The organism is Erythrobacter sp. JB3-1, from assembly GCF_057364995.1.
This window is the reverse complement of the sequence record NZ_CP200289.1, coordinates 2,614,966-2,632,931: the sequence shown is the minus strand read 5'-3', so window position 1 is coordinate 2,632,931 and position 17,966 is coordinate 2,614,966. Positions and strand designations below refer to the sequence as shown.

General features: G+C 58.3%; 20 protein-coding genes and 1 pseudogene. 17 read left to right on the top strand and 4 right to left on the bottom strand.

Going from position 1 to position 17,966, the window contains the following annotated elements:
- Nucleotides 1-15: 15 nt before the first annotated feature.
- Both AC0V6M_RS12535 and AC0V6M_RS12530 read right to left on the bottom strand, forming a co-directional pair.
- On the bottom strand, nucleotides 16-1,332 hold the full coding sequence (locus tag AC0V6M_RS12535) for an ammonium transporter (RefSeq protein WP_486139639.1): 1,317 nt from the start codon (nucleotides 1,330-1,332) through the stop codon (nucleotides 16-18).
- A 129-nt stretch (nucleotides 1,333-1,461) separates the two neighbouring features.
- The gene (locus tag AC0V6M_RS12530; protein WP_486139138.1) at nucleotides 1,462-2,484 is read right to left on the bottom strand and encodes a 2-hydroxyacid dehydrogenase; all 1,023 of its coding nucleotides are present in this window, start codon (nucleotides 2,482-2,484) and stop codon (nucleotides 1,462-1,464) included.
- 82 nt (nucleotides 2,485-2,566) lie between these two features.
- Here AC0V6M_RS12530 and AC0V6M_RS12525 point away from each other — a divergent pair, with 82 nt between their 5' ends.
- Nucleotides 2,567-3,049 (top strand): SH3 domain-containing protein, encoded by a 483-nt coding sequence (locus AC0V6M_RS12525; RefSeq protein ID WP_486139137.1) that lies wholly within the window; start codon nucleotides 2,567-2,569, stop codon nucleotides 3,047-3,049.
- 10 nt (nucleotides 3,050-3,059) lie between these two features.
- Here the strand turns inward: AC0V6M_RS12525 and AC0V6M_RS12520 are convergent, their stop codons facing one another.
- Both AC0V6M_RS12520 and AC0V6M_RS12515 read right to left on the bottom strand, forming a co-directional pair.
- A complete protein-coding gene (locus AC0V6M_RS12520; RefSeq protein ID WP_486139136.1) occupies nucleotides 3,060-3,503 on the bottom strand; it encodes a hypothetical protein in 444 nt (147 codons plus the stop codon).
- A complete protein-coding gene (locus tag AC0V6M_RS12515; RefSeq protein ID WP_486139135.1) occupies nucleotides 3,503-4,699 on the bottom strand; it encodes a thiolase family protein in 1,197 nt (398 codons plus the stop codon). Before AC0V6M_RS12515 ends, AC0V6M_RS12520 begins: the two co-directional genes overlap by 1 nt.
- 189 nt (nucleotides 4,700-4,888) lie before the next feature.
- Here AC0V6M_RS12515 and AC0V6M_RS12510 point away from each other — a divergent pair, with 189 nt between their 5' ends.
- The 16 genes and pseudogenes from AC0V6M_RS12510 (at nucleotide 4,889) to nuoK (ending at nucleotide 17,959) form a co-directional block, all read left to right on the top strand.
- The gene (locus AC0V6M_RS12510; RefSeq protein WP_486139134.1) at nucleotides 4,889-6,319 is read left to right on the top strand and encodes a coniferyl aldehyde dehydrogenase; all 1,431 of its coding nucleotides are present in this window, start codon (nucleotides 4,889-4,891) and stop codon (nucleotides 6,317-6,319) included.
- Nucleotides 6,320-6,521: 202 nt separating this feature from the next.
- The gene (locus AC0V6M_RS12505; RefSeq protein ID WP_472640909.1) at nucleotides 6,522-6,896 is read left to right on the top strand and encodes an NADH-quinone oxidoreductase subunit A; all 375 of its coding nucleotides are present in this window, start codon (nucleotides 6,522-6,524) and stop codon (nucleotides 6,894-6,896) included.
- Nucleotides 6,893-7,492, top strand: a complete 600-nt coding sequence (locus AC0V6M_RS12500; RefSeq protein ID WP_486139133.1) for a NuoB/complex I 20 kDa subunit family protein — start codon at nucleotides 6,893-6,895, stop codon at nucleotides 7,490-7,492. The genes AC0V6M_RS12505 and AC0V6M_RS12500 overlap by 4 nt, the downstream gene beginning before the upstream one ends.
- Nucleotides 7,489-8,103, top strand: a pseudogene (locus AC0V6M_RS12495) (NADH-quinone oxidoreductase subunit C); the annotation flags it as partial. The gene AC0V6M_RS12500 and the pseudogene AC0V6M_RS12495, both read left to right, overlap by 4 nt.
- 184 nt (nucleotides 8,104-8,287) lie before the next feature.
- Complete coding sequence (locus AC0V6M_RS12490; protein ID WP_486139132.1) at nucleotides 8,288-9,505, top strand: NADH-quinone oxidoreductase subunit D; 1,218 nt, start codon at nucleotides 8,288-8,290, stop codon at nucleotides 9,503-9,505.
- A gap of 320 nt (nucleotides 9,506-9,825) precedes the next feature.
- Complete coding sequence (locus AC0V6M_RS12485) at nucleotides 9,826-10,062, top strand: hypothetical protein (RefSeq protein WP_486139131.1); 237 nt, start codon at nucleotides 9,826-9,828, stop codon at nucleotides 10,060-10,062.
- The gene (locus tag AC0V6M_RS12480; protein WP_486139130.1) at nucleotides 10,055-10,723 is read left to right on the top strand and encodes a complex I 24 kDa subunit family protein; all 669 of its coding nucleotides are present in this window, start codon (nucleotides 10,055-10,057) and stop codon (nucleotides 10,721-10,723) included. The genes AC0V6M_RS12485 and AC0V6M_RS12480 overlap by 8 nt, the downstream gene beginning before the upstream one ends.
- 124 nt (nucleotides 10,724-10,847) lie before the next feature.
- Entirely contained in the window at nucleotides 10,848-11,036 is a 189-nt protein-coding gene (locus AC0V6M_RS12475; RefSeq protein WP_486139129.1) for a hypothetical protein, read from the top strand.
- On the top strand, nucleotides 11,023-12,315 hold the full coding sequence (nuoF, locus tag AC0V6M_RS12470; protein ID WP_486139128.1) for an NADH-quinone oxidoreductase subunit NuoF: 1,293 nt from the start codon (nucleotides 11,023-11,025) through the stop codon (nucleotides 12,313-12,315). Before AC0V6M_RS12475 ends, nuoF begins: the two co-directional genes overlap by 14 nt.
- Nucleotides 12,312-12,785, top strand: coding sequence for a hypothetical protein (locus tag AC0V6M_RS12465; protein WP_486139127.1), 474 nt, complete (start codon nucleotides 12,312-12,314; stop codon nucleotides 12,783-12,785). The genes nuoF and AC0V6M_RS12465 overlap by 4 nt, the downstream gene beginning before the upstream one ends.
- Nucleotides 12,778-14,811: an NADH-quinone oxidoreductase subunit NuoG gene (gene nuoG, locus AC0V6M_RS12460; RefSeq protein ID WP_486139126.1), complete on the top strand. Its 2,034-nt coding sequence runs from the start codon at nucleotides 12,778-12,780 to the stop codon at nucleotides 14,809-14,811. Before AC0V6M_RS12465 ends, nuoG begins: the two co-directional genes overlap by 8 nt.
- Before the next feature lie 160 nt (nucleotides 14,812-14,971).
- A complete protein-coding gene (nuoH, locus tag AC0V6M_RS12455) occupies nucleotides 14,972-16,021 on the top strand; it encodes an NADH-quinone oxidoreductase subunit NuoH (protein ID WP_486139125.1) in 1,050 nt (349 codons plus the stop codon).
- On the top strand, nucleotides 16,018-16,509 hold the full coding sequence (locus tag AC0V6M_RS12450; protein WP_486139124.1) for a hypothetical protein: 492 nt from the start codon (nucleotides 16,018-16,020) through the stop codon (nucleotides 16,507-16,509). The genes nuoH and AC0V6M_RS12450 overlap by 4 nt, the downstream gene beginning before the upstream one ends.
- A complete protein-coding gene (gene nuoI, locus AC0V6M_RS12445) occupies nucleotides 16,506-16,991 on the top strand; it encodes an NADH-quinone oxidoreductase subunit NuoI (RefSeq protein WP_486139123.1) in 486 nt (161 codons plus the stop codon). The genes AC0V6M_RS12450 and nuoI overlap by 4 nt, the downstream gene beginning before the upstream one ends.
- Nucleotides 16,992-17,018: 27 nt before the next feature.
- The gene (locus tag AC0V6M_RS12440) at nucleotides 17,019-17,642 is read left to right on the top strand and encodes an NADH-quinone oxidoreductase subunit J (protein WP_472645246.1); all 624 of its coding nucleotides are present in this window, start codon (nucleotides 17,019-17,021) and stop codon (nucleotides 17,640-17,642) included.
- On the top strand, nucleotides 17,639-17,959 hold the full coding sequence (gene nuoK, locus AC0V6M_RS12435) for an NADH-quinone oxidoreductase subunit NuoK (protein WP_472638715.1): 321 nt from the start codon (nucleotides 17,639-17,641) through the stop codon (nucleotides 17,957-17,959). Before AC0V6M_RS12440 ends, nuoK begins: the two co-directional genes overlap by 4 nt.
- The last annotated feature ends 7 nt before the right edge of the window (nucleotides 17,960-17,966 follow it).

Below are 17,966 nucleotides of genomic sequence, written 5' to 3'. Positions count from 1 at the left end.
AACCTCGCCAAATCCTTAGTCGATGTCCCAGGCGCGCTCGCCGTGGCTGGTCACATCCAGGCCTTCGATCTCTTCATCCTGTTTGACGCGCATTGGGAAGAATGCGGAAACCATCAGCGCAAGGATCGCCGTGCCAATCGCGCTCCACAAGGCAACCGCGCCAACACCAACGAATTGTGCGAGCAACTGGCTGCCCATGTCCATGCCGGGGAAATAGCCTGTTCCGCCAAGCTCTGGGGCGAGGAACACCGCGAGCAGCATAGTGCCCAGCAATCCGCCCACGCCGTGAACCGCAAACACATCGAGCGAATCGTCAATGTGCCATTTCAGCTTAATCAGCTGGATCGCGCCGTAACACACCAGCGAACCCGCTATACCGAACAGGATCGCTGCGCCGGGTGAGACAAACACTGCCGCTGGCGTTATCGTGGCGAGGCCCGCAATCGCGCCCGTCGCCCAGCCAATCGTGGTCGGCTTACCCAGCGCGAGCCGTTCAACCAGCAGCCAGGTTAGCGCGGCTGCACTGGCGGCAATATGAGTGTTGATGATCGCGGAGGACGCGTTGTCATTCGCGCCTAGAGCAGAGCCGCCATTAAACCCGAACCAGCCCACCCACAGCAGCGCTGCGCCTACCATGGTCAGCGCGGGCGCATGCGGCATAATCATCTTCTTTGGAAAGCCGTCTCGCTTGCCCAGCAGCATTGCGACCAGCAGAGCTGAGACACCGGCGGTGGTGTGGACCACCAGGCCGCCCGCAAAGTCGAGCGTGCCAAACTGGGTTGCGAGCCAACCGCCGCCCCAGAGCCAATGCGCAACCGGCGCGTAGACGACGAGGCCCCAAAACCCGCAAAATGCCAGCACCCATGCAAAGCGCGCGCGTTCAACCCATGCGCCTACCATCAGCGCTGGGGTGATCACCGCGAAAGTCATCTGGAAAAGTGCAAATGTGCTTTCCGGCACCAAAGTGCCATCGCGCACCGTGCCCAAATTATCGAACATCAAGGCGTTGCCCGCACCCATCCAGCCAGTCGTCACCTGACCAAAGGCGACAGTGTATCCAGCAATCACCCACAGAACGGAGGCAAGCGCGGCAATCGCGCCGCATTGCAGGACGACCGAGAGCAGGTTTTTAGAGCGCACTAGGCCGCCGTAAAACAGCGCCAGACCCGGCAGGGTCATCAGCAGCACGAAGGCGGAAGAGGCCAAAATCCATGCGGTATCGCCCGTGTCCGGTACCACAGCAGCTGGCACCGCGGCTTGCACAGCCTCTTGCGCCGAAAGCGGTGCGGCCAGACCCGCAGCAACGATGAGTGAAAGCGCCTTGCGCAGCATCCTAATGTCCCCCCAATGCCGCATTTTGTTACGGTCATTGCTCAAATTGATCCCTTTGCACGCGCTTTGTTTCAATCCGCGCACAATATCAATGGCATTAATTACAGTTACCCAGCGATCATTGCGCAATTATTGGGCGATCAGTGCCTCCAGCACTTGATCAGGCGGGCGGTGCCCATCGGCCCAGAAGCGGATATTGGCGATTACCTTCTCGCCAGATGCCTCGCGCCCTTCCGCCGTCGCGCTGCCGATATGGGGCAGGGTCATAACATTCGGGTGCTGGAGCAGGCGTTTATCGACGTTCGGCTCATCGGGATAAACGTCCAGGCCCGCACCGGCGAGATGGCCGCTGTAAAGCGCCTCGATCAACGCTTCTTGATCGATCAATTCCCCGCGTGCGGTGTTGATCACGCTTGCACCCGGCTTCATCAACGCAAAGCGCCGGGCATCCAGCATATTGCGTGTCTCATCGGTCAGCGGGCTGTGGAGCGTGACGATGTCGGCCTCAGCCAGCAAATCATCGAGCTGTTCGACGAAGCGCGCTCCAAACATCTTCTCAATCGCCTCTGGCAAACGCTTGCGATTGTTATAGACGATTTCCAGCCCGAAAGCGCGTGCGCGGTGCGCGACCGCCTGACCAATCCGGCCCATGCCGACAATTCCCAGCGTCTTTTCGCCGAGTTTACGGCCCAGCAGTCCGGATGGCGCCCATCCGGTCCATTCGCCGCGCCGGACCAAGGCCGTGCCTTCACGAATGCGCCGCGGCACACCGATAATCCCCGCCATCGCAATATCGGCGGTGTCATCGGTGAAGACACCCGGCGTGTTGGTGACGAAAATCTTGCGCGCCGCTGCGGCCGCCAGATCAATATGCTCAATCCCCGCACCGAAACTCGCGATCAGGCCCGGCTGCTCGCCAGCCTCGGCGATCATTTCCGCATCAATCCGGTCGGTAACGGTTGGGACCAGCACATCGCAGGTTTTCATCACCTCGATCAAAGCCTCGCGGCTCATTGGCTCGTCAGTGGTGTTGAGCTGGCAATCGAACAGCTCGCTCATCCGCGCCTCCACAGAAGGCATCGGCTGGCGGGTCACCACCACTTTCATTTCGCGCGCATTGCGGCGCTGGGTCTGCGCAGGTTCATTTGGCATGGGCTAGGGCTAATGGCTTGTGGGCGCACAGGTCAAGCGCGCTTGAAGCCGCGTGCCCAATGAAGCTATGGATGGAGCTGTTATGAAACGATTTGTTGTCTCTGTCTTAACCGCGCTGGGCCTGCTCGCTTTGGTGCCCCTTGGCGCGCCGCTGAATGCGCAGGACCGCGAGACGCCCTATTGGGCTTCGATTGATTCTGAGCAGGTCAATATGCGGGTCGGGCCGAGCGTCGATTACCCGATTGAATGGGTCTACAAACGCAAAGGCCTGCCGATCAAAGTCATCCGCTTGCGCGAAGGCTGGCGCTTGATTGAAGACCCCGATGGCCAGCAAGGCTGGGTCACGCGCAGTCTGCTCAGCGCCGCGCGCACGGCCATGATCATCGGCGAGGGGCCGATTGACCTGCGTGCCTCCTCCAGCGCCGCTTCTGCGCTCAGATGGCGGGCCATGCCGGGCAATGTCGGCAGGCTGGGAGAATGCGAAGCGGGTTGGTGTGAGCTCGATATTGCCGGGCGCAAGGGTTGGGCACCGGAAGACCGCCTATGGGGCACCGGCGCTCCCTGACGGACACGCGCTATTCCAGCGGCGTGATCTCATAGCTTTCGCTGCCGTCTGACAGTGTTGTGGTGAAGCTGCCATCAGCATTGGCCGCGTCATTATCCCAGCAACGTTGCTCTCGCGCTTCGCCATCTTCGCCGCGCGGATTGAAGCAAAACGTCGCGCCATCAACGTCCCACGTGCCGCTGCCCACGCGGACATTCTGCGGATTGTAGTCAATGTAGGTTCCGTCCGGGTCCAGCTTCGTCTTGGCGTAGATCGTGCCATTGCTGCCAATGGCATACAGGCCAGGGACCATCACAAAGCCTGGCGCATCGGTGGTTTCAGCGCGGGCAGGGGCCTCGGCTGCTTCACCGCTGACTTCCGTATCATCCGCGCCGCCGGTCGCCGTCTCACCACAAGCACTGAGCGTGATTAGCGCTGGCAGAGCGAGACAAGCGGCGACTTTGCGAAACTGCATCAAACGATCTCAACCGCAACGGCGGTTGCTTCACCGCCGCCGATGCACAGGCTGGCGATGCCCTTGGTCTTGCCCTGTTTTTTGAGCGCATTGAGCAAGGTCACAATGATCCGGGTGCCGCTGGCGCCGATGGGGTGCCCCAGGGCCGTGCCGCCGCCGTTGACATTGATGTTCGCGTGATCAATGCCGAGGTCGCGCATTGCGAACATGGCCACGCAGGCGAACGCCTCGTTCACTTCCCACAGCTCAACATCGTCAACCGACCAACCGGCACCCTCAAGCACTTTTTCAATCGCTCCAATCGGGGCAACAGTGAAATCCTTCGGCTCGCGCGCATGGGCGGCCATGGCGACAATCTTGGCGACCGGTATCGCGCCCTTTTCCGCCGCGACGCTTTCGCGCGTCAGAACGACCGCTGCCGCGCCATCAGAGATGGAGCTGGAGGTTGCCGCCGTGATCGTGCCGTCCTTGGCGAAGGCTGCACGCAATTGCGGGATCTTGTCCGGCCGGCCTTTGCCCGGTGCTTCGTCAGTGTCGACGGTGACATCGCCCTTGCGCGTCTTGAACGTCACCGGCACGACTTCATCCGCAAACGCGCCGCTTTCAATCGCAGCATTGGCGCGGCGCAGGCTTTCGATGGAATATTCGTCCATTTCCTCGCGCGTCATTTGATAGTCGTTCGCTGTGTCCTGAGCGAAAGTGCCCATCGCGCGGCCTTCCTCATAGGCATCTTCGAGCCCGTCGAGAAACATGTGGTCATAGGTCGTGTCATGGCCGAGCCGCGCGCCAGAGCGGTGCTTCTTCAGCAGGTAAGGCGCATTGGTCATGCTCTCCATGCCGCCGGCGACCACCATATCGATCGTGCCCGAAGCCAAAGCCTCGCTGCCCATTATCACCGTCTGCATGCCAGAGCCGCAGACCTTGTTGACCGTGGTCGCTTGGACAGTTTTCGGCAGACCAGCCTTGATCGCGGCCTGGCGGGCAGGGGCCTGACCCAAACCAGCAGGCAGCACGCAGCCCATATAAGCGCGGTCGAAGTCTTCGCCGTTTACACCCGAACGCTCTACCGCAGCCTTCACTGCTGTTGCGCCAAGGTCCGTCGCCGAAACATCGGCCAGCGCGCCTTGCATTCCGCCCATTGGCGTGCGCGCGTATGAGAGAATGACGATCGGATCATTGGCGGAAAACTGGGCCATTTGGGGTTCCTTGGCTAAAATCTTAAGTTTCGTATCACTGAGTGATGTCATGCGCGATGTAATGCTGCGCTGCGGCATTGGCAATGTGCAGTTTCATGGTGCGACGCGCACTCGCATTGTGCTTGTCACCTGCGCGTTTTTTGGCGACAAGCATGGCAAATCAAAACTCAAATTTCTGGAGAGAACCCCATGGCCGATGATCGCAAAGCAGACTTGGACGCCATTTTGCGGCGCCAGCGAGAGGCCTTTACCGCGTCCCGTCCCGAAAGCATGAACATGCGCAAAGACCGGGTAAAGCGGGCGATGGCGCTGCTGAAGGATCACAGCGAGAACCTGTGCAAGGCGATGAGCGCGGATTTCGGCAATCGTTCCGTCGATCAATCAATGATCACCGATATTGCGGGCACAGTTGGTGCAGGCAAACATGCACTGAAGAACATGGACAAATGGGCCAAATCTGAAAAGCGGCCCGTACAATTTCCCTTGGGGCTGCTGGGTGCAAAGGCCGAGATTCGTTATGAGCCAAAAGGCGTGATCGGCATTCTCAGCCCGTGGAACTTCCCGGTGAACCTCGCGTTCTCGCCGTTGATGCAGGTTTTGGCAGCGGGCAATCGCGCGATGATCAAGCCGAGCGAATTTACTGAGCGCACCAGTCAGCTGATGGCGGAATTGGTCGATGAGTACTTTACGCCAGACGAGGTCGCTGTGATCACCGGCGGGCCAGAAGTGGCCGCTGCGTTCTCCGAACTGCCATTTGATCATTTGGTCTTCACTGGCTCCACGCCAACCGGGCGCCGCGTGATGGAGGCTGCATCAAAGAACCTGGTGCCAGTAACGCTAGAGCTGGGCGGAAAATCGCCTGTTATCATGGGCAAGAGCGCCGACTTTGCCAAAGCGGGTGAGCGCATTGCGCTGGGCAAAATGATGAACGCAGGCCAAATCTGCCTCGCACCGGACTATATGTATGTCCCTCAGGACAAGCAGGAAGAAGCAATCCAAGGTGTCTCCGACGGGGTGGCCAATATGTATCCGACCCTGCTCGAGAATGACGACTACGCCTCCATCGTCAGCGATCGCCATTTTGAGCGCCTTCAAGACATGGTCGCCGATGCCCGCGATAAGGGCGCGGAGGTGATCGAGGTCAATCCCGGAAATGAGGATTTCAGCTCGGCAAACCAGCGCAAAATGCCGCTCACCATCCTCAAAAATGTGACCGATGAAATGGAAGCGATGCAGGAGGAGATTTTCGGACCTGTCCTGCCGGTAAAAACCTACAAGACTGTCGATGATGCCGTTGATTATGTGAACGAAAATGACCGTCCGCTGGGCCTCTACTACTTCGGCCAAGACACCGAAGAGCAAGAGCGCGTGCTGACCCGCACAATCTCTGGCGGGGTCACCACCAACGACGTGATCTTCCACGTTTCAATGGAAGACCTGCCGTTTGGCGGCGTCGGACCATCGGGCATGGGCAGCTATCACGCAATCGAAGGCTTCAAGGAATTCAGTCACGCCCGCGCGGTCTATCACCAGCCCAAGATCGACATTGCCAAACTGGGCGGGTTTAAGCCGCCTTATGGCAAAGCCAGCCAGAAAGCCGCCGCAACAATGATGAAGTGATGGGGAAAACCACGCGCTGCTGAATGCTACGTTTTTGCGTCGCGGAACCCAAGCACACTTCAATCCACGCAAAGCCGCCGGATCGGGCGGTTTACCTAGTCTCATCAAATGATGCAGGAAATGCCTGATTCGCGGGCTTGCGCGGCGTGCACGAGAGGCCTAAGCGACCCCCTGGGATATTAATCACTGTCTGGACTTTATCGTGGTCGACCTTAGCCAGTATCTGCCGATACTGATTTTCATCGCCATAGCCTTTGGCTTGTCGTGCCTTTTCGTATTTCTGCCAATGGGCGTCTCGCGCCTTACCGGGGCGCACAATCCAGACGCTGAAAAGCTGTCTGAATATGAGTGCGGCTTTCCTGCGTTTGAGGACGCGCGCAGCCAGTTTGACGTGCGCTTTTACCTCGTCGCGATCAGCTTCATCATCTTCGATCTAGAGGCCGCATTCCTGTTCCCATGGGCAGTTAGCCTGGGCGAGACAGGTTGGGTCGGATGGATCGGCATGATGACGTTCCTCGGCATTCTGGCGATTGGCCTCACTTACGAATGGAAGAAGGGGGCTCTGGACTGGGAATGAGCACTTCAGCAAACATCACCCCGGGTAGCCCGATCCTTGACGCCGCTGGCAAGCCGATGAGTGGCCTGCCCACCGCGCAAGGCGGCGAAGTGCGTCAGCCTGATGCGGATTACTTCAATGCGCTCCAGACAGAAGTGAACGACAAGGGTTTTCTGGTCACTTCGACCGAAGACCTGTTCCAATGGGCGCGCACTGGCTCGCTGTGGTGGATGACGTTCGGCCTCGCATGCTGCGCGGTTGAGATGATCCACGTGAACATGCCGCGCTATGATATGGAGCGGTTCGGCATCGCCCCGCGCGCGTCACCGCGCCAATCGGATGTGATGATCGTCGCTGGCACCCTGTGCAACAAGATGGCTCCGGCCCTGCGCAAGGTCTATGACCAGATGTCCGACCCAAAATATGTGATTTCGATGGGCAGCTGCGCCAATGGCGGCGGCTATTACCACTATTCATACAGCGTCGTGCGCGGATGCGACCGGATTGTTCCGGTTGATATCTACGTGCCTGGCTGCCCGCCAACGGCAGAAGCGCTCCTCTACGGCGTGATGCAATTGCAGCGTAAGATCCGCCGCACCGGGACGATTGTGCGATGACAGTCCTCCATTCCGCTCCCAAAATTGCCTCCAATGAAGGTGTGCTGGATGCGCTGACCAAGGCGCTGGGCAAATCCGTCATTTCTGGCGAAGAAAAGCATGGCGAGATCATCCTCACCGTAGCGCGTGACAGCATTGTCGATGTGCTGCGCACCTTACGCGATGACCATGCCTATCAGCAGATGATGGAAATCGCCGGGGTCGACTATCCTGACCGCGCAGAGCGGTTTGAAGTCGTCTACATGCTGCTCTCGCTGACCAAGAACCACCGCATCATGGTCAAGCTGTCGACCGATGAGGCGACCGCCGTCCCATCGATCACTGACCTCTGGCCGAACGCTGGCTGGTTGGAACGCGAAGTGTTCGACATGTACGGCGTGAAGTTCGCCGGGAATCCAGACCTGCGCCGCATCCTCACCGACTATGGCTTTGAAGGGCATCCGTTCCGCAAGGATTTCCCGATGACCGGCTATACCGAGCTGCGGTATTCCGAAGACGAGAAACGCGTTGTCTATGAGCCGGTAAAGCTGGCGCAGGACATGCGGACTTTCGACTTCCTCTCACCATGGGAAGGCGCGGAATATGTGCTGCCCGGTGATGAAAAGGCGGACGAAGAAACCAACGGCAAGGGAGGTGACAAATGAGCAGCTTCCCCAACCCGTTCGCCCTGAGCCTGTCGAAGGGCTGTTTTTCTTCTCGCAAGCCACAAAGAGGTGAAGTGCAGGGCTTCGGAGTCGAAGACGGCGCAAAGCGCCACCGGCTCAGCCCGAACGGTTTCCTTTGGAGAGCTATGTCATGAGCCACGGCATACAAATCGAAGAATCGCCGACCACTGACGGCGATGTGATCACCAATTACACGATCAATTTCGGGCCCCAGCACCCTGCGGCGCACGGTGTGTTGCGGATGATTATGGAGCTGGATGGCGAAGTGATCGAGCGGGTCGACCCGCATGTAGGCCTGCTCCACCGCGGCACCGAAAAGCTGATCGAGCATAAGACGTATCTGCAAGCGCTGCCGTATTTCGACCGCCTGGATTATTGCTCTCCGCTTTGCCAAGAGCACTCTTATGTGCTGGCGATTGAGAAGCTGCTGAACATCGAAGTGCCAGAGCGCGCGCAATATCTGCGGGTGATGTTCGCGGAGCTCACACGCATCTGCAACCACATGCTCAATATTGGCGCGCACGTGATGGATGTTGGCGCGATGACGCCGAACCTATGGGTGTTTGAGCTGCGCGAGGATTGCCTCAATTTCTTCGAACGCGCATCGGGCGCGCGCATGCACTCCGCCTGGTTCCGCCCCGGCGGCGTGCATCAGGATGTGCCAGAAAAATTGCTCGTCGATATGGGCAATTGGATCGACAACCGCCTGCCGGAATTGTTCGGCGATGCGATGAGCCTAGTGATCGACAACCGCATCTTTAAACAGCGCAATGTCGATATCGCCGTGGTCAGCCGCGATGACGCGATTGCATGGGGCTTTTCCGGCCCGATGATCCGTGCCGCAGGCATTCCATGGGACCTGCGCAAATCGCAGCCTTACGATGTCTATGACCGGATGGAGTTTGACATTCCTGTCGGCACCAATTCCGATTGCTATGACCGGTTCATGGTGCGCGTGAAGGAAGTTTATGAAAGCGCCAAGATCATCAAGCAATGCCTCGCGGAAATTCCAGAAGGTCCGATTGCGAGCCAGGACGGCAAGGTTTCCCCGCCAAAACGCGGCGAGATGAAGCAGTCGATGGAAAGCCTGATCCACCACTTTAAGCTTTACACAGAGGGCTTCCACGTGCCTGAGGGCGAGGTTTACGTCGCGACTGAAAGCCCGAAGGGCGAGTTTGGCGTCTACCTAGTCAGCGATGGCAGCAACAAGCCGTACCGCTGCAAGATCCGCCCAACCGCGTTCAGTCACCTGCAAGCGATGGATATGATGAGCAAAGGCCACATGCTGCCCGACGCGACCGCCATTCTTGGCGCTATCGATGTGGTGTTCGGGGAGTGCGACCGGTGAGCCGAATGTCCGATACTCAGTTCCAACGTTATTATGCCATACTGGGCTTGATCTCCGCCGCGCTCCTAGTGGCAATGATGTTGTCTGGTGCGGAATTTGACGACGCACTCCGATTTGCGGGTAGCTTTTTAGGCATAACGGGATTTGCGCTTCTTGGATTTGGCCTGTGGACCCGCCGTTATCGTCACAGTGAGAAGAATAATGGCTGATCGTACACCCGCACCTGATACGCCGGAACGCCGCGCACGCTGGGCTCTTTCGAATGCGCGAGCGGAGCACTGCTCGTCGCGGTCGACGTCATATTTTGGGGAGTGTGACCGTTGAAATTTCTTAACATGTTCGTTTCGTTTTTGAGTGGGATCGCGATTGCTATCGGTGTGGCCTACATCATCATCGGGCTGTGGGGCGTCTCATCACCCGATTCCTTGGTCGACTTTCTAGGTGGCGGCTGGGTTTCCAATGATTATCTGGTGTGGGGGCTTATCCTGCCTATCGTCGGCTATCTCGGCTTGCTGAGAGCAAAGGCTGAGCGCGGAGAGCTAACGAACAATGGCTGACCGTACACCTGCACCCGATACGCCGGAACTCCGCGCACGCTGGGGCTCTTTCGAATGGACGAAAGAGAACCGTAAAAAGGCGGATTACCATATCGCCAAATACCCTGATGGGCGGCAAAAATCGGCAGTAATGCCGCTGCTCGACCTTGCGCAACGTCAGGTTGGCGAAGAGACCGAGACGCAGGGCTGGTTGCCGCTGCCGGTGATTGAATATGTCGCGAAATATATCGACTTACCGGTGATCCGCGTGCTCGAGGTCGCGACGTTCTATTTCATGTACAACATGAAGCCGGTCGGGAAATATCACGTGCAGGTATGCGGCACGACGCCGTGCATGCTGCGCGGGTCGGATGACATTATCTCTGCCTGCAAGAAACGCGGGATGGAGTTCGGCAAGGTCTCCGAGGATGGTCTCTGGACCCTGACCGAGGTCGAATGCATGGGCAATTGCGCCACTGCGCCAATGGTCCAGATCAATGATGACAATTACGAGGATCTGACGCCAGAACGCCTCGACACGGTGCTGGATGCGCTGGCCAAGGGTGAGCAGCCCAAGCCCGGCACGCAAGAGCCAGGGCGCCACACGTCTGAGCCGGCCAATGCACTGAGCAACCTTACCGATATGGTCGATGCCAACCACGATTATCGGGGTGACTGGTGATGTGTTTCCAACTCCCCGTCTGCCCTGAGCCTGTCGAAGGGCTGTCCTTCACCCGTGGCGCTTCGTCCGAAGAAAAATCAGTGCGCCGACAAACTCAGCACGGACGCGCTGGGGAAATCGCGCAATGAACGGCGCGACACTCGCTTATACCGTCATGGGTCTCGGAGGTTTCGGCCTCGGAGCGTATATGAGCGCGACGGGTGAGCGCACTATGGGTATCGTATTTATGGCGGCGGGCCTCGCGTTTCAGGTGCTGGCCCTGCGGACCCTCAAAAAGGCACGAGAAAAGGATTTGACCGATGCTGGCCGATAAGGATCGCATCTTCACCAATGTCTATGGCTTCCAGGATTGGGGCCTGAAGGCGGCGCAAAAGCGCGGCGATTGGGACAACACCAAGGCGCTGATCCAGCGCGGCAACGATGCGATCATCGACGAGATGAAGGAATCGGGCCTGCGCGGACGGGGCGGGGCGGGCTTCCCAACCGGGCTCAAATGGTCGTTCATGCCGAAGGAAAGCAAAGACGGCCGTCCAAGCTTCCTCGTCATCAATGCCGACGAATCTGAGCCGGGCAGTTGCAAAGACCGCGAGATTATCCGCCACGATCCGCACAAGCTGATCGAAGGCGCATTGGTCGCTGGTTTCGCGATGCGGGCCCGCGCGGCCTATATCTACATTCGCGGTGAGTACATCCGCGAGGCTGAGACGCTGCAAAAGGCGATCGACGAAGCTTATGACGCCGGGCTTATCGGCAAGAACGCCAGCGGTTCAGGCTATGACTTTGACGTGTTCATGCACCGCGGCGCGGGCGCATATATCTGCGGCGAAGAAACCGCGATGATCGAAAGCCTTGAGGGTAAGAAAGGTCAGCCCCGGCTGAAGCCTCCTTTCCCAGCGGGCGCGGGCCTTTATGGCTGCCCCACGACGGTCAACAATGTCGAGAGTATCGCGGTTGTGCCGACGATCCTGCGGCGCGGGGCATCGTGGTTCAATTCCTTCGGGCGCGAGAACAACCACGGCACCAAGCTGTTCCAGATCAGTGGTCATGTGGAGCGGCCATGCGTCGTCGAAGAAGAAATGAGCATCCCGTTTCAAGAGCTGATCGAGAAGCATTGCGGCGGCATCACGGGTGGTTGGGACAATCTGCTCGCGGTGATTCCGGGCGGTTCATCCGTGCCTCTGGTGCCAGCGGAGCAAATTCGTAGCGCGCCAATGGATTTTGACGGGCTGAAAGAGCTTGGCTCTGGCCTGGGCACGGCAGCGGTTATCGTGATGGACAAGAGCACCGATATTGTCCGCGCGATCTCGCGTCTCAGCTATTTCTACAAACACGAGAGCTGCGGCCAATGCACGCCGTGCCGCGAGGGCACTGGCTGGATGTGGCGCATGATGGAGCGGCTACGCACTGGCGATGCCGCCATCGAAGAAATCGATATGCTGCAAGAGGTTACCAAGCAGGTGGAAGGCCACACGATCTGCGCGCTTGGCGATGCGGCGGCCTGGCCGATCCAAGGCCTGATCCGTCACTTCCGCCCAGAGCTGGAAAAACGCATCCACGATCACAACGCACAATTCGCGGAGGCGGCGGAATGAGCGCGTGGCTAAATCGAATCTCAAAGTCGAAACTTACTTTGGCATGCTATGCGTTAGGAGCACTGGCGTGCCTTCCCGCATTAAAGCTATCAGCATTAGGAGCTCTCTTTTTCGGATCTCCAGTTCTTGTGCTTGGCTTGACGCCATTGCTGGTTTTCGTGCCAATCGGCGTTGCGGTCAGCCAGTTGGAAGACGTACATTATAATCTTACCGCCGATTATAACTTGTGGGATGCCGGTCGCTCAAACCTTGCTACATTTGTTTTTGTGGTAGCGCTTATAGTTGTTGCCTACACGACCTACCGTGTCATCTCTGGCCCCGCGTTTGGCTTCAATTTTCGTTCCTTTGAGAGATTGCTGGCTAGCCTGGCATATCCAGGCCTCCTCTTTGTATTCGCGCGAGCCGCTCGCATGCTTCATGAGATCAGATTTGTTGTGAACACACATTACACCGAGATTGCCGATGCCTAAGGTAACCGTAGACGGCGAAGAAATCGAAGTCCCCGAAGGCGCGACTGTCCTTCAGGCGGCGGAGCTAGCCGGTAAGGAAATTCCGCGTTTCTGCTATCATGAGCGCCTGAGCATTGCGGGCAATTGCCGCATGTGTCTGGTCGAAGTGAAGCCGGGGCCGCCAAAGCCTCAGGCGTCTTGCGCGCTCCCAACCAGCGAAGGGCAGGAAATCCGCACCGACACGCCAATGGTCAAAAAGGCGCGCGAAGGGGTGATGGAGTTTCTGCTCATCAACCACCCGCTTGATTGCCCTATTTGCGACCAAGGCGGCGAGTGCGACTTGCAAGACCAAGCGGTGGCATACGGACGCGGCGGCTCGCGTTACGAGCGAGAGAACAAGCGCGCCGTTACCGAGAAATATATGGGCCCTCTGATCAAGACGATCATGACCCGCTGCATTCATTGCACCCGCTGTGTGCGCTTCTCCGAAGAGATCGCAGGCGTGGACGAAATCGGCGCGCTTTACCGCGGCGAAGACATGCAGATCACAACCTATCTGGAGCAGGCCGCCAGCCACGAGCTATCCGCGAATGTGATCGACCTGTGCCCCGTCGGCGCTCTGACGTCGCGCCCCTATGCGTTTGAGGCCCGTCCGTGGGAATTGAAACGCACGCTCAGCATTGATGTGTCGGACGCGATTGGCGCCAACATCTCGCTGCATTCGAAGGGCCGCGAAGTCATGCGGGCGCTGCCGCGCGTCAATGATGACGTCAATGAGGAATGGCTGTCGGACAAGGGCCGCTATCAGGTCGATGGCCTGATCAAGCGCCGTCTCGATAAGGTCTTTATGCGCCAGAAATCAGGGAAGGGGCGCGGCAAGCTGACCGAGGCGAGCTGGGACGAAGCGTTTAAGGCCATCGCAAAGCAGCTCAAAGGCGCACCAAACAGCATCGCGGCCGTCGCGGGCGATATGGTCGATTGCGAAACCATGTTTGCGGCCAAGGCGCTGCTCAAGGCTAGCGGATCGGACCTTACCGAAGCGCGCCAAACCGGCATGACCTATGATGTGTCAAACATCGCAGCGGTCAATTTTAACTCGACCCTGGCAGGGATCGAGACCGCGGATTGCATCCTGATCGTGGGTAGCCATGTCCGTTGGGAAGCAGCTTTGCTCAACGCTCGGCTGCGCAAGGCGGTGAAGGGCGGGGCCAAGGTCTATGTGATCGGCCCAGAATGGGAAACGACCTATCCGGCGACCTTCCTGGGCAGCGATCTGTCTGTGCTGAACCGCATCCCCAAGGCTTTGGGCGATGCGATGAAGGCGGCAGAGCGCCCGGCGGTGATCCTGGGCGGCGCGGCTTTGGCGAAGGGGGCCTTGGCTCCGGCGCTGAAACTGGTCGACAAGTTCAAACTGGTTCGCGACGATTGGAACGGCTTTAACGTGCTGCACATGTCGGCGGCGCGCATGGGCTCTTTGATGCTCGATTTCACTGTGCCGGGCGGCGTGGCGGATCTCGCGGAGGCGGCGCCCAAAGTGGTGCTGTCACTCGGCGCAGATGAGATGAACCACGAGCCGTTCGCGGACAGCCTCAAGGTCTATATCGGCCATCACGGCGACAAAGGCGCGCATATGGCGGACATCATCCTGCCCGCTGCAAGCTATGCGGAAAAAGCCGGAACCTATGTGAACACAGAAGGCCGCGTACAGTTCTCCGAAAAGGCTGTGTTTGCACCGGGTGATGCCCGTGAGGATTGGACGATCCTGCGCGCTTTGGCTGACGCTCTGAAAGTGAATGTCGGGTTTGACAGCTTTGCAGAGCTGCAAGCCAAGATGATCGCGGAAGTGCCGGCGCTGGGTGAAGAAGGCCTTGCAGATTATGGCGCTCTTCCAAAGGCGGACAGCAAAGCGAAAGCAGACGGCCTGATCGAGAGCTATCCGATTGCCGATTTCTACCTCACCAACCCCATCGCGCGAGCCAGCGATGTTATGCAGCGATGTTCAGCGGAACTGCTCCACGGTGATGATGTGCGGGAGGCGGCGGAATGAGCGATGCACTAATAATAACTGGTGGAGTGATCGTAGCGTTGGCCTTGGTCGTTACGATCATGAGAGTTTCCGATTGGATTACAATGCGGAAGACTAACGAAGACCTAAAGAAGCGTGTTCCTGACGCTTCCAAAATTCATGAATCGAGTTGGCACGGCTAATGACCGAATTCTTCCAATCTCTCGGCATGAACTACGATTTTGCGTGGTTCACGGCCACCATCGTCGGTATTCTCGCGATTTCGCTGATCGTGATGTTTTCGGTCGCGATGGTGATCTATGTCGACCGTAAGGTGCTGGGCGCGATCATGCTGCGGCGCGGGCCCAATGTGGTTGGTCCGTTTGGCTTGCTGCAAAGTTTCGCCGATGGTCTGAAGGTCTTCCTGCAGGAAACCATCATTCCCACCGCGGCGAATAAGGGCATCTTCCTGCTCGCGCCGATCATCACCTTTACCGTGGCGCTGGCCGCGTGGGCGGTGATCCCGTTCGACGCGGGCGTGGTGCTGGCCGATATCAATGTCGGCCTGCTCTATGTGCTAGCGATCAGTTCGCTGGGCGTTTACGGCGTCGTGATGAGCGGGTGGGCGAGTAACTCCAAATACCCGTTCTTCTCCGCCATGCGCGCCGCCGCGCAGATGATCTCTTACGAGGTCTCCATCGGCTTCGTGCTGGTCTGCGTCGTCCTCTACGCGGGGACGTTCAATATGACCGGCATTGTCGAGGCTCAGCGCGGCCACGGACTGGGCGTGGTCAACGGCTTCTTTATCAATCCGCTGCTGTTCCCGATGTTTGTGGTGTTCTTCATCTCAGCCTTGGCCGAGACCGCGCGCGCGCCGTTCGACCTGACCGAGGCGGAATCGGAGCTCGTCGCTGGCTATCAGACCGAATACAGCTCAATGAGCTTCGCGCTGTTCTGGCTCGGGGAATATGCCAACATCTTGCTGATGTGCTCGCTGTGCACGCTGCTGTTCATGGGCGGTTGGTTGCCGCCGATTGAGTGGGCGCCGCTGTATTATGTGCCGGGGATCGTGTGGTTCCTGGTGAAGACCTTCATGTTCTTCTTCATGTTCAGCTGGATCTGGGCGACTGTGCCGCGTTACCGCTATGACCAGTTGATGCGTCTTGGCTGGAAAGTCTTCCTGCCGATGAGCCTGCTGTTTGTGGCGCTGATCAGCGGATACCTGATGGCGACGGGGCATTTCGCAAAATGATGCGCCTCGCTCCCACCCTCGCATTGGCTCTAATGGCTAGCGGGACAGCCGCAGCCGAGGGAGACGTGCGCGAGCTGACTTTCCATTGCCAGGTGGCCTCGCTCGATGGTGATGTGCGCCCAGTCAGCGGCACAATCACGGATGTTGAAAGCAAACATCCTAACAGTGGGGCCTATCTGAAACGCGCCGTCAAAATCTCTGATCGTGATGAGCAGTTATCAAGCAAGTTTAACGTGTCTCTCCGCTACGGTGCCATTCCTAACAGAACGTTCGAAGCTGTCATCATGTCTGATCCTGTTGAGGGTGCGCCGGCCTTTGGCCCAATAACGCATTTCAGATCCTATGACTTTGATTGGAATGGATCTGTCGAAAATGAGGCCATTGTGGTGCTTCAACACTGGCACGAAAAGCGTCCGGCCGTCAGATCCGGTCTGACCCGTACTGGCGCGGGTATTTGTAAATTTGAAGAAAAGGGTATCGCGGCATGAACGCGAAACAACTCATTAAATCCTTCACCCTGTGGGAATTTCTCAAGGCGCATGCGCTGACCTTGAAGTATTTCTTCAAGCCCAAGGTGACGATCAATTATCCGTTCGAAAAGAACCCGCTGAGCCCGCGTTTTCGCGGAGAGCATGCTTTGCGCCGTTATCCCAATGGTGAAGAGCGCTGCATCGCGTGCAAGCTGTGTGAGGCCGTGTGCCCGGCGCAGGCGATCACGATTGAGAGCGAACCGCGTGACGACGGTAGCCGCCGCACCACGCGCTATGACATCGACATGACCAAATGCATCTATTGCGGCTTCTGCCAAGAAGCCTGCCCAGTGGATGCCGTGGTCGAGGGGCCAAACTTCGAATATGCGACCGAAACGCGCGAAGAATTGCTCTATGACAAGGACAAATTGCTGGCCAACGGGGACAAGTGGGAGCGAGCCATCGCTGCAAACCTTGAAGCCGATGCGCCCTATCGCTAGGGGCGCGCGGGACGGACACCGGGGATCATGATTCAAACTCTCGCCTTTTATCTCTTCGCCAGCCTAGTCGTGGCGAGCGCCGTCATGGTCATCATGGCGCGCAACCCGGTGCATTCTGTGCTGTGGCTCATTCTGGCCTTCTTCAATGCGGCCGGCCTGATGGTGCTGGTCGGCGCGGAATTTATCGCTGCGCTGCTGGTGATCGTTTATGTTGGCGCGGTTGCGGTGCTTTTCCTGTTCGTGGTCATGATGCTGGACATCGATATGGCCGCGATGCGCGCGGGCTTTATCCGCAATTTCCCATTTGGTCTGGCAATCGCCGCGATCCTGCTGGCGGAGCTGTTTCTGGGCATTGGCGCTTACCAAGCAGGCGGTCTGACACTGGGCACACCAGATGGCACCGGTCAGGCGGCGATGGGCGCGAGCAATATCGAGGCCATCGGTGCGCTGCTGTATGGCAAATACATCGTCCTGTTTGAGATCGCGGGCATCATCCTACTGGTCGCTATGATCGGCGCGATTGTGCTGACCCACCGCGAGGCCAAGCCTGGCGCGCGTGGACGTCAGGACATCGGCAAGCAAATCAGCCGCCGCCCTGAAGAGGCGACAGTTATGAAGAACCCGAATACGGGCGAGGGGGTCGAACTATGAGCGACTTAGGCGGAATTGGCATTGAGCACTTCCTGGTCGTCGGCGCGATCCTGTTCGTGCTCGGCGTGCTGGGGATTTTCCTCAATCGCAAGAATGTGATCGTGATCCTGATGTCGGTCGAGCTGATCCTGCTCGCGGTAAACATCAATCTGGTCGCCTTCAGCGCGTTCATGAATGATCTCACTGGCCAGGTCTTTGCCATGCTGGTGTTGACCGTAGCCGCAGCAGAGGCCGCGATTGGCCTTGCGATCCTAGTGATTTACTTCCGCAACCGCGGGACCATCGCGGTTGATGACGTCAATCGGATGAAGGGATAATCGGTCC